General features: G+C 72.0%; 1 protein-coding gene. It reads left to right on the top strand.

The features are described 5' to 3' along the window. Nucleotides 1-59 precede the first annotated feature (59 nt). Nucleotides 60-11,150, top strand: a complete 11,091-nt coding sequence (locus tag V1460_RS11335) for an SDR family NAD(P)-dependent oxidoreductase (protein ID WP_407077608.1) — start codon at nucleotides 60-62, stop codon at nucleotides 11,148-11,150. Nucleotides 11,151-11,162 lie beyond the last annotated feature (12 nt).

Below are 11,162 nucleotides of genomic sequence, written 5' to 3'. Positions count from 1 at the left end.
CCCGGCACCGACACCTCCAGGGGAGAGCTGTGTCCGCTAAAGAAACCCACAACGACGCCATCGGCAACGAGGGCAGGCTCCGCGACTACCTACGCCGGGCCATGGCCGAGCTGCACGAGACCCGAGAGAAGCTGCGTGCGGTCGAGGAGCGCGGCAGCGAGCCCGTCGCGATCGTGGGGATGGCGTGCCGTTTCCCTGGTGGGGTCGGTTCGCCGGAGGCGTTGTGGGAGTTGGTGTCCTCGGGTGCGGACGCGGTGTCGCCGTTCCCGACCGACCGCGGTTGGGACGTGGAGTCCCTGTTCGATCCCGAGCCGGGTGTTCCGGGGCACTCCTATGTGCGTGAGGGCGGCTTCCTGCACGAGGCGGGCGAGTTCGACGCGGAGTTCTTCGGGATCTCGCCGCGCGAGGCGGTGGCGATGGACCCGCAGCAGCGGCTGCTGCTGGAGACCTCCTGGGAGGCCCTGGAACGCGCCGGCATCGATCCCCTCTCCCTGAAGGGCTCCCGCACCGGCGTGTTCGTCGGCTCGATGTACCACGACTACGGCACCGACCGGACCGCCTCCGGCGAGGACGCGGGCGGCTACGGCGGTACCGGCACCTCCGGCAGTGTGGTCTCCGGCCGCATCTCCTACACGCTCGGGCTCGAAGGACCCGCTGTCACCGTGGACACGGCCTGCTCGTCCTCCCTGGTGGCACTCCATCAGGCGGCCCAGGCCCTGCGCGCGGGTGAGTGCGACCTCGCCCTGGCAGGCGGCGTCACCGTCATGTCCACACCTGCCACCTTCGTGGAGTTCTCGCAGCAGCGGGGTCTGGCCACTGACGGACGGTGCAAGGCGTTCGCGGAAGGCGCCGACGGCACCGGCTGGGCCGAGGGCGCGGGCGTACTGCTGGTCGAACGACTCTCCGACGCCGTCCGCAAGGGACACCGCGTGCTCGCCGTCATCCGCGGTTCGGCGGTGAACCAGGACGGCGCCAGCAACGGACTCACCGCCCCCAACGGCCCATCCCAGCAACGCGTCATCCGTGCCGCCCTCACGAATGCCGGACTGGACACCACCGACGTGGACGCCGTCGAAGCCCACGGCACCGGCACCCGACTCGGCGACCCCATCGAAGCCCAAGCCCTCCTGGCCACCTACGGCCAACGCCCCGCAGGCACACCCCTGTGGCTGGGTTCGCTGAAGTCGAACATCGGACACGCCCAAGCCGCCGCAGGTGTCGGCGGAGTCATCAAAATGGTGATGGCGATACAGAACGGCCTGCTCCCCAAGACCCTGCACATCGACACCCCTTCCTCGCAGGTGGACTGGAACACCGGCCAAGTCGAGCTGCTCACCGAACCCCGCACCTGGCCCGACACCGGACGCCCACGCCGCGCCGGCGTGTCCTCCTTCGGCGTCAGCGGCACCAACGCCCACGTCATCATCGAACAGGCCCCAGCACCCCAGGCGGCCGAACCCGCCGAGGACGAGGCACCCACCCGCGAGCTACCCGTCATCCCCCAGATCGTCACCGCCCGCTCCAAACCCGCGCTCAGGGCTCAGAGCGAGCGGCTGCGGAACCACCTGGAACGCGAGCGCGACCACGGCAGGGAACCACGCCCCCTCGACATCGCCTACTCACTGGCAACCACCCGCCCGATGTTCGAACACCGCCGCGTCACCCTCGGCACCACCACCATCGAAGGCACAGCAGGCACTCCGGGCCGCACGGTGCTGGTGTTCCCCGGACAGGGAACCCAATGGACCGGCATGGCCGCCGAACTCCTCGACACCAGCCCCGTCTTCGCCAACCGATTCCACGAATGCGCCAACGCACTCGCCCCCCACATCGACTACGACCCCACCGAGACCCTCCGCACCCACGCACCCCTGGACCGCGCCGACATCGTCCAACCCATCACCTGGGCCGTCATGGTCTCCCTCGCCGAACTCTGGCACCACCTCGGCATCACCCCCGACGCCGTCATCGGCCACTCCCAAGGCGAAATAGCCGCCGCCACCGTCTGCGGCGCACTCACCCTCAACGACGCCGCCCGCATCATCGCCCTCCGCGCCAAACTCATCACCCACCACCTCACCGGCCACGGCACCATGGCCTCCATCCCCCTCCCACCCCACACCATCCAGCAACACCTCACCACCACCCCCTACCACCAACGCATCACCATCGCCGCCACCAACGGACCCAACAGCACCATCATCGCCGGCGACAACGAAGCCATCACCCACACCATCACCACCTACCAGAACCAAAACATCCGAGCCCGCCACATCCCCGTCGACTACCCCTCCCACTCCACCCACGTCCAACACATCAAAAACCAACTCCTCGACGCACTCACCCCCATCAAACCCCGCCCCTCCCACACCCCCTTCTACTCCACCGTCCACGCCACCCACATCACCGACACCACCACACTCACCCCCGACTACTGGTACCAAAACCTCCGCCAAACCGTCCGCTTCGAAGAAACCATCCGACTCCTCCTCGACAACGGACACACCACCTACATCGAAACCAGCGCCCACCCCGTCCTCACCACCGGCATCCACGAAACCACCGACACCACCCCCCACCACATCACCACCACCGGCACACTCCGCCGCAACGAAGGCGGACTCCAACGCCTCCTCACCTCAGCCGCCCACCTCTTCACCCACGGCACCAACATCAACTGGACCAACCTCTTCCACCACACCAACCCCCAAACCATCAACCTCCCCACCTACCCCTTCCAACACCAGCACTACTGGCATCAACCAACCACCCCCACCAACACCACCACCCACCCCACCGACACCTGGCGCTACCGCACCACCTGGAAACACCTCCACCACACCCAAACCCCCACACTCAAAGGCCGCTGGCTCCTCGTCATCCCCGAAACCCTCACCAACACCGAAACCACCCAACTCGCCCAACAAACCCTGCGCGACCACGGCGCCACCGTCGAACCACTCATCGTGAACCCGGCCGCAGCCGACCGATCCCTGCTAAGAGCCCGACTCGCCGAAACCACCGACCGCCCAGAAACCGAACCACTCACCGGCATCCTCTCCCTCCTCGCCCTCACCCAAGACACACACCCCGACCACCCAACCGTCCCACTCGGCCTCGCCAGCACCCTCACCCTCACCCAAGCCGCCGCCGACGCCGGCACCGAAGCCCGCCTATGGGCCGTCACATCCGGCGCCGTGGCCGTGTCCCCGGCCGAGTCCCCGTCCCCCGTGCAGGCCCAGATCTGGGGCCTCGGAAGGGTCGCAGCCCTCGAACTCCCCGTCTGCTGGGGCGGACTCGCCGACCTGCCGGCCACCGCCGACGCCCGCGCCTTCCAGCAGCTGGCCGGCGTCCTCGCCGCACCGGGCACCGACGACCAGGTCGCAGTCCGCAGCTCCGGCACATACGGCCGCCGCCTGGTCCAGGCGCCCGCCGCACCGGCCGCCGTACGGACCCGCCCGCGCGGCACCGTCCTCGTCGTCGGCGACATCGCCGCCGTGGCGGGACCCCTCGCCGGCCACCTACTGGACGGTGGCGCGGAGCGGATCGTCCTCTCCGGGCTCACCGGCACTCTCGCGGACGAGATCGCGACCCCAGGCGGCCCGCTCGCCGGGCTCGCCGACCGCACCACCGTGGTCCCGTGCGAGCTCGACGACCAGGAGGGGCTGCGCGCCCTGCTCGCCGCGCACACCCCGTCCGCGGTCTATGTCGCGCCGCCGACAGCCCCCCTGACCACCCTCACGGAAACCACGATGGAGGGCTTCGCCGCCTCCATCGACGCCAAGACCGGCCTCGCCACCCGCCTTGACGCCCTGTTGGCGGACACGGAACTCGACGCGTTCGTCGTCTTCTCCTCCGTCGCCGGTGTCTGGGGCGGCGCGGGCCAGGGCGGGTACGCGGCAGGCACGGCGTACCTCGACGCACTCGCGGACGGCCGCCGCGACCGCGGGCTGCCCGCCACCTCCGTGGCCTGGACCCCCTGGCAGGACGTCGCCGCCGGCCCCGCCGCCGAGCAGCTGTTCCGCACCGGCGTGTCCTTCCTCGACCCCGAGCGCGCCCTCGACATGCTCGACGGGATCGTGGCTCGCGGCGAGACCGGCATCACCGTCGCCGACATCGACTGGGAGCGCTTCGAGCCCGCGTACACAGCGGCCCGGCCCTCGGCACTCCTCGACGAACTGCCCGCCGTGCGGCGGCTCCGGGCCGCCGAACGGGCGGCAGCGGACGAGCGGGACACCACCGGCCTGGCGGCCGTCCTGCGTGACAAGTCCGACGAGGAGCAGCAACGCGAACTGGTGCGCCTCGTACGCACGCACGTCGCCGCCGTGCTCGGCCACGCCACCGGCGACGGCATCGCCCCCGACCGGGCCTTCAAGGAACTGGGCTTCAACTCGGTCACCGCGGTCGAACTGCGCAACCGCCTCCGGGAGGCTACCGGGCTGAGCCTGGCCCCCTCGCTCGTCTTCGACCACCCCACCACCGCGGCCGTCGCCCGGCACCTCCGGGACCTGGCCAGCGGGGTCCAGGAGCCGGACACCGCGGCCCCGTTCGTCACCGCCCCCGCCGGCGGGGACGGCGAACCCATCGCCATCGTCTCCATGGCCTGCCGCTTCCCGGGCGGCATCAACACGCCCGACGAGCTGTGGCATCTCGTGGCCCGCGGAGGCGATGCCATCACCGCCTTCCCCACCAACCGCGGCTGGGACCTCGACGGGCTGTACGACCCGGATCCGGAGGCCCAGGGCCGCACGTACGTCCGCGAGGGCGGCTTCCTCCACGAGGCCACCGACTTCGACCCCGAGTTCTTCGGCATCTCGCCCCGCGAGGCCCTCGCCATGGACCCGCAGCAACGGCTGCTGCTGGAGACCTCCTGGGAGGCCCTGGAACGCGCCGGCATCGACCCGAACGTCCTGCGCGGCAGCCGCACCGGAGTGTTCGTCGGCACCAACGGCCAGCACTACATGCCGCTGCTTCAGAACGGCGAAGAGGACTTCGACGGCTACCTCGGCACCGGCAACTCCGCCAGCGTCATGTCCGGCCGCCTCTCCTACGTCTTCGGCCTCGAAGGCCCCGCTGTCACCGTCGACACCGCCTGCTCGGCCTCACTGGTCGCCCTGCACCTGGCCGTCCAGTCGCTGCGCCGCGGTGAATGCGGAATGGCCCTGGTCGGTGGCGCCACCGTCATGTCCACCCCGGAAATGCTGGTCGAGTTCTCCCGCCAGCGCGTCATGTCACCTTCCGGGCGCTCCCGGGCCTTCGCGGCCGGGGCCGACGGGGTCGCCCTCGGTGAGGGTGCCGGCATGCTGCTCGTCGAGCGCCTGTCCGATGCCGAACGCAACGGACACCCCGTGCTCGCCGTCATCCGCGGCTCCGCCGTCAACCAGGACGGTGCCAGCAACGGACTCACCGCCCCCAACGGCCCATCCCAGCAACGCGTCATCCGACAGGCCCTGGCCGATGCCGGACTGCGCCCGGAGGACATCGACGCAGTCGAGGCACACGGCACCGGCACCGAACTCGGCGACCCCATCGAGGCGCAGGCCGTCCTGGCCACCTACGGCGACGCGCGCCCGGCCGGCGATCCACTGTGGCTCGGATCGGTCAAGTCCAACATCGGCCACACCCAGGCCGCCGCCGGCGTCGCCGGCGTCATCAAGATGGTCCTCGCGCTGCGCGGCAACACCCTGCCCCGGACCCTTCATGTGGACGAGCCGACCCCGCGGGTCGACTGGAGCGCCGGAGCCGTGTCCCTGCTCACCGACGACGTGCCCTGGCCCGAGCGGGCAACCCTGCGCCGCGCCGCAGTCTCCGCCTTCGGTATCAGCGGTACGAACGCCCACGTCATCGTGGAGGAGGCACCGCGCCCCGACAGCACGGCCGGCACCGCCGACGACGGCGGTCAGGGCGGCGTCGAGGACACCAACTGGTGGGAAGAGGTCACCGTCCCGCTGCTGTTCTCGGCCCGCTCCGAGTCGGCGCTGCGCGCCCAGGCCGCCCGGCTGCGCGCGGGGCTCGTCGAGCATCCCGGTATGCACCCCGCCGATGCCGGCTACACCCTGATGACGGCCCGCTCCCGCTTCGAGCACCGGGCCGCCGTCATCGGCGAGAGCCGCGAGGAGCTGCTCGACGCCCTCAACTCCCTCGCCCAGGACCGGCCGCACCTGGCCGTGCTCCGCGGCACCGCCGGGCCGAGCGACCGCATCGCGTTCGTCTTCCCCGGCCAGGGGTCCCAGTGGCCCGCCATGGCCGAAGGGCTGCTCGACCGCTCGCCGGCCTTCCGCGAGTCCGCGCAGGCCTGCGACACCGCTCTGCGCTCGTACCTCGACTGGTCCGTCATGGATGTGCTGCGGCAGGTGCCCGGCGCGCCGGCCCTCAGCCGCGTCGACGTGGTCCAGCCCGTGCTGTTCACGATGATGGTGTCCTTGGCCGAGGCCTGGCGGGCCATCGGGGTCCACCCCGACGCCGTCGTCGGCCACTCCCAGGGTGAGATCGCCGCCGCCTGCGTCTCCGGCGGCCTCTCCCTCGACGACGCCGCCCGCATCGTGGCCCTGCGCAGCCAGGCATGGCTGACGCTGGCCGGCAAGGGCGGCATGCTCGCCGTCTCCCTGCCCGCCGAGGAGATCCGGCCCCGCCTGGAGCGGTTCGGCGACCGGCTGTCCGTCGCCGCCGTCAACAGCCCCGGCACCGCCGCAGTCGCAGGTGATCCCGAAGCCCTCCGTGAGCTCCTGGAGGAGCTCACGGCCGAAGGTATCCATGCCCGCGCCATCCCCGGCGTCGACACCGCCGGGCACTCCGCCCAGGTCGACGCCCTCAGGGACCACCTCATGGAGGTGCTGGCGCCGGTGTCCCCGCGCACCGGGCAGATCCCCTTCTACTCCACGGTCACCGGCGGGCTCCTCGACACCGCCGCCCTCGACAGCGCGTACTGGTACCGCAACATGCGCGAGCCCGTCGAGTTCGAGCAGGCCACCCGCTCCCTGATCGCCGACGGCTACGAGGTCTTCCTGGAGCCCAGCCCGCACCCCATGCTCGCCACCTCCCTGCAGGAGACCGTCGCCGACGCCTGCGGCCGGGCCGCCGTGCTCGGCACCCTGCGCCGGGAGAAGGGCGGCGCCCGCTGGTTCGGCGCCGCGCTCGGAATGGCCCACATCAGCGGGGTCGAGATCGATGCCGATGCCCTGTTCGGTACCGACTCCCGCCATGTCGACCTGCCCACCTACCCCTTCCAGCGCGAGCGTTACTGGTACCACGCCCCCGCTCGCCGCGGCGATGCCGCCGGCATCGGCATCCGCGAGGCCGGCCACCCGCTGCTCGGCGGGGGGGTCGAACTCCCCGAGTCCGGCTCGGTGGTCTACACCGCCCGGCTCGGTTCGGACACCCAGCCGTGGCTGGCCGACCATGCCCTCATGGGCACGGCCCTGCTGCCCGGCGCCGCCCTCATGGACCTCGCCCTATGGGCCGGCCGCCAGCACGGCTGCGACCGTCTCGACGAGCTGATCCTGCAGGCACCCGTGGTCCTCCCCGACAACGGCGCCATAGAACTCAGCCTGCTCGTCACCGCCGCCGACGAGGCAGGCAAGCGCACCCTCACGGTCCACTCCCGCGAGGCCGGAGTGGACCCGGGCTCCCCGTGGCGCCGCCATGCGGAGGCCGTCGTCGCCTCCGTCGACGGCGGGCCGGCTCCTGCCGCACCCGCCTCGGCTGATGGGGCGTGGCCCCCGGCGGCGGCCCAACCCGCCACCGGCACCGACCCCGAGTCCTTCTACGAGCAGTTCACCGGGCGCGGCTACGACTACGGCCCGCTTTTCCGGGGCTTCCGCGCCGGTTGGACCGAGGGCACCACCGTCCACGCCGAGGTGGCACTCCCCCAGCACGCCGACGAGACCACCGCCGGCTTCGGGCTCCACCCCGCGCTCCTCGACGCCGCTCTGCAGGCCATGAGCCTCGGCTCGTTCTTCCCCGAGGACGGCACGGCCCGCATGCCGTTCGCCGTCCGCGGTGTCCGCCTGTACGCCGAGGGTGTCGCCCGGCTGCGCGTCAGCATCTCCCCCGCCGGCGCCGAGGCCGTACGCCTGCTGTGCACCGACGACACGGGCCGGCCCGTCCTCGCCGTCGACGAGCTCGTAGTGAGGACCGTCTCCGACGAACAGCTCACCGCCGGCCCAGCGGGCGGCAGCAAGCGCAACGGCTCCCTGTACGAGGTCGACTGGCAGCAGCTGCCCGTCACCCAGGCCCTGCCCGTACGCCGGATCGCCGTCGTCGGCGAGGACCATGCCAAGATCGCCACCGCGCTGGAGGCCACCGGCAACGCCGGCGAGTGGTACCCCGACCTGGAGGCGCTGTTCGAGGCCGTATCCGTCGGACAGGCACCCGACACCGTCGTCGTGTCCTTCCCCCACCTTCCCTGCCCCGACGCGCGGTCCGCGCACACCACGGCCCACCGGGCCCTGGACCTCGCCCAGGCATGGCTGGAGCACGGCAGCGCCCTCTCCGGCACCACGCTCGTGCTGGTGACCCGCGGAGCCGTCGCCGCGGGCGGCGACGACGAGCCCGGCGACCCGGCCGCGGCCACCCTCTGGGGCCTGGTCCGCTCCGCCCAGTCCGAAGAGCCCGGCCGCTTCGCTCTGCTCGACGTGGACACGGACTCCGTCAACGTCACCGCCCTGACCGCCGCCCTCGCCTGCGGCGAACCCCAGGCAGCCGTCCGCGGCAGCGCCGTCCGCGTCCCCCGGCTCGTCCGGACGGGCGCCGACGGCGCCCGCGGCGACGTCCTCCTGCCGCCCGCCGAGAGCACCTCCTGGCGGCTCGCCACGAGCGGCACCGGCACCATGGAGGGCCTGCGCCTCGCCGCTGCGCCCGACGCCCTGGGCGAACTGCTGGAAGGGCAGGTACGCGTTTCCGTGCGTGCCGCCGGCCTCAACTTCCGCGACACCCTCATCGCTCTCGGCATGTACCCCGGCGACGCGGCGGTCATGGGCGCCGAAGGCGCGGGCGTCGTCACCGAGGTCGGGCCCGGTGTGACCGGACTCGCCCCCGGCGACCGTGTCCTCGGCATGTGGACCGGAGGATTCGGCCCCTACGCGATCGCCGACCACCGCATGGTCGCCCCGATCCCCACCGGCTGGACCTACGCGGAAGCGGCCTCCGTACCGGCTGTGTTCCTCACCGCCCAGTACGCCCTGACCCGCCTGGCCAAGGCCGAACCCGGCCAGAGCGTGCTCGTGCACGCCGCCGCGGGCGGCGTGGGCATGGCAGCCCTCCAACTGGCCCGCCACCACGGGCTGACCGTGTATGCCACGGCCAGCACCGGCAAGTGGGACACCCTGCGCCACCTCGGCCTGGGCGACGAGGCGATCTCCGACTCCCGCACCCTGGGCTTCGCCGACGCGTTCCTCACGGAGACCGGTGGCGACGGCGTGGACATCGTCCTCAACTCCCTCGCCGGTGAGTTCGTCGACGCCGGCCTGCGGCTGCTCCCCAGGGGCGGCCACTTCCTGGAGCTCGGCAAGGCCGACGTACGCGACCCGCGGCGGATCGCCGCCGACCACCCGGGCACCGTCTACCAGGCCTTCGACCTGGTGCAGGCCGGGCCGGAGACCGTCGGTGAGATGCTGCGCGAACTGCTCGCGCTCTTCGAGGCGGGAGTCCTCGTGTCGCTGCCGATGACGACCTACGAGATCCGGCACGCCCGTGAGGCCTTCCGCGCCCTCAGCCAGGCACGTCACACCGGCAAGCTCGTCCTCACCCTGCCACCGTCGTTCGGGCCGTACGGCACCGTGCTGGTCACCGGCGGCACCGGCACCCTCGGCAGCGCTGTGGCCCGCCACCTGGTCGCCGAGCACGGCGTACGCCATCTCGTACTCGCCGGCCGCCAGGGCCTGGAGGCCGATGGCGCCCCCGAACTGGCCGCCGAGCTGACCGCTCTGGGCGCCGAGGTCGCCGTACGGGCCTGCGACGCGGGCGACCGCGAACAGCTCGCCGCGCTCCTCGCCGCCATCCCGCGGGACCAGCCGCTGACCGGCGTGGTCCACACCGCCGGCGTGCTCGCCGACGGCACGCTCCCCACGCTCACCCCCGAGGTCCTGGACACCGCTCTGCACCCCAAGGTCGACGCCGTGCTCAACCTGCACGACCTCACCCGCGACCTCGATCTGTCCGCCTTCATCATGTACTCGTCCTCCTCCGCCCTCTTCGGCAGTCCCGGCCAGGGTGGCTACGCGGCGGCCAACGCCTTCCTCGACGCCTTCGCCGGCTACCGCCGCTCCCTCGGCCTGCCCGCCGTATCCCTCGCGTGGGGCCTGTGGTCCAGCAGCAGCCGCATGGCCGAGCATCTCGACCAGAGCGGAATGCACCGCCGGCTCGCACGCGGCGGCATCATGCCGCTCACCGACGCCGAAGGGCTCGCGCTCTTCGACTCCGCGCAGACCGTCGACAACCCCCTGCTGGTCCCGATCCGGCTCAACCACGCGGCTCTGCGCGCCGCGGGCCCGGTCCCCGCCTTCCTCAGCTCGCTGGTCGACGGCGCGGACACCCGGTCCGGGCGGCGCGCTCAGGAAGGTCCCGCCGAGACCCTCGCCGACCGGCTCGCCGGCCTGTCCGCCGAGGGCCAGGCGGAAGTCGTCCTGGAGGCCGTACGGACCCACGCCGCGGCCGTGCTCAACCACGGCGGGCCGGAGAGCATCGTCGTCGACCGGGCGTTCAAGGAACTCGGATTCGACTCCCTCACCGCCGTCGAAATGCGCAACAGGCTGGCCGCGGCCACAGGACTGCGTCTGGCGGCCACCCTGGTCTTCGACCACCCGACGCCGGAGGCACTCGCCGCGCACCTGCGCCGCGAACTGGCGGCGGAGGGGGCCGCGGCCGCTCCGGCGGCCCCGGACGCTCGTGGGACCTCCGTCATGGCGGAACTCGACCGTCTGGAGGCCTTGTTCGGCACCCTCGCCGGACAAGCCGCCGACAGTGCCGTCACCGACGAGACGGCACACAAGGAGATCGCCAACCGGCTCACGGCCCTCGCCGGCCTGTGGGGCGGTATCGGCAGCGGATCCGGCGGCACACATCTCGCGGACTCGGAGGGGGAATCGGTGGCCGCGTCCATCGAGGACGCCGAGGACGACGAGATCTTCGCATTCATCGACGAGCGGTTCTGAACCGCACAGCAC

The organism is Streptomyces sp. SCSIO 30461 (genome assembly GCF_037023745.1).
Lineage (GTDB): Bacteria > Actinomycetota > Actinomycetes > Streptomycetales > Streptomycetaceae > Streptomyces.
This window is presented reverse-complemented; position numbering and strand designations above follow the sequence as displayed.